Origin of the sequence: Actinoplanes sp. NPDC051633 (genome assembly GCF_040681735.1) — a bacterium.
Classification (GTDB): Bacteria; Actinomycetota; Actinomycetes; order Mycobacteriales; family Micromonosporaceae; genus Actinoplanes.
On record NZ_JBFAZH010001424.1, the window covers coordinates 1 to 1,769 of the forward strand.

Here is a 1,769-nt window from a genome sequence, read left to right on the forward strand (position 1 = left end):
ACCGGCGCCGGCGGGTCCGAGGTAGGCGCCCGGCACCGTGATCCGCGCCGGGGACCGCAGGTGCCAGGCGGCCGAACCGGCCGGCCGCCAGTCGGTGCGCAGCCGGCCGGGGCCGAAGGAGCCGTCCAGGTCACCGGCCGCGCGGGCGGTGGTCCGGGAAGCCGTGCCGGTGTCGCCGGCGAGGGCCTGCCAGGTCGGGTAGAAGTCCTGCCCCCGGTTCACGATGAGACCGGCCGAGAGCACGATCAGGGATTCGCAGAGCACGACGCCGGCCGCGCGCAGCGGTAACCGCCACCGGCCGCCGCGGTGCCAGAGCAGCACGGTCGCCGAGACGGCGCTGCCGGCCGCCAGAACGGCGAGGATGATCAGGGGAACGCTCGTGACCTGCATCAGCGCGCCGCCGGGACGCTCGTGACGGCACTCGAAGCACGCGGCAGGCCCGGCAGGAAGGCTTCCGCCGTGAGCGCCGCGATCGCGATCCGAGGCAGGTCACGGGCGGTCGGGAAGCACAGGTAGCGCGGTTGCCAGGCGGGCAGGAACTTCGCGTTGGCCCGGTACAGCGACTCGATCTGCCAGACCCGCGAGGCCGCCATGAGCAGCCGGTGCCAGAGCCGCAGCACCGGTCCGGCGCCCAACTCGTCCGCGCGGGCGAAGACCGAGCGCAGCACCGCGAAGTTCAGCGAGATCCGGTGCACTCCCAGCGCCGGCGCGGCTTCGATGGCGCTGACCACCATCAGCTCGGTGAGCCCGTTGCCGGCGGTGCGGTCGCCGCGCATCACATCCAGCGAGAGGCCGTCGGCGCCCCAGGGTACGAACTGCAGCACCCCGCGGATGCGGCCGGCGGCGTCGCAGCACAGCACGAACAGACAGTCCGCGTCGTCGGGGTGGCCCAGCCGGGAGAGGGCCATCGAGAAGCCGCGCTCGACGGCGCCGTCGCGAAACGCCTCCGCGGCGCGAACCGCCTGCGCCAGCGCGCTCGCGGACAGCTCGCGCTGCCGGACCACCTCGCAGGTGAAGCCGGCCCGCCGCATTCGCCGCACCGCCTGGCGTACCCCTCGCATCGGGCGGCCCTGCAGCTGGAACGCCGCCACGTCCACGATCGCCTCGTCGCCCAGCTCGACCACGTCCAGACCGCATCTCTGGTACGCCCGACCACCGGCCTCCCCGCAGCCGAGCACCGCCGGGGTCCACCCGCGCCGGTCGCATTCGGCGAGCCAGATGTTGATCGCCCCGGGCCAGGCCGAGGGGGCGCCGATCGGGTCGCCGGCGGCCAGCGCGACCCCGTGGCACGCCCGGTAGGCGATCGCCGCCTGATCTCCCGGTGCCCAGCTCAGCGACTTGTCCGCGCGCAGAGCGAAGTAGCCGAGCGAGTCGCCCGAGCCGTGCCGGTCGAGCAGGTCGCGCAGGGTCCGGTCGTCCCGTTCGGTGCGCGCCGGCATCCGGCTGCCGGGGCGCAGCAGCAGGACCACCGAGACGGCCACCGCCAGCAGCCCGAACCCGCCCGTGGTGAGGCTGACCGCCTCGGCGCCGATCGGATACCGGAAGTGCACCGGGCCGCTGATGCCGAGCAGGCCGAGTGCGGACTCCGCGGCCCAGCTCAGCCGGCCGGGATGACCCTGCAGGCGGTTCACCCGTACGGCGATCTCGAGGAAGCCGAGCATGAAGCCGGCGCCGGCGAAACCGGCCAGGGCCAGCAGCGCCCGCCACCGGTTGCGCGGATCCGCCGAGGCCTCGAAACGGCGCCGGGTGACGACCAGGACGCCGAGCAG

General features: G+C 74.6%; 1 protein-coding gene and 1 pseudogene. Both read right to left on the reverse strand.

The annotated features are described in order from the left end of the window. Window positions 1–390: pseudogene (locus AB0M20_RS41670) on the reverse strand (hypothetical protein); the annotation flags it as partial. Continuing rightward, window positions 390–1,769: phosphatidylglycerol lysyltransferase domain-containing protein (locus AB0M20_RS41675; protein ID WP_364306869.1), on the reverse strand; the 1,380-nt coding region annotated here is incomplete at its 5' end. The gene AB0M20_RS41675 and the pseudogene AB0M20_RS41670, both read right to left, overlap by 1 nt.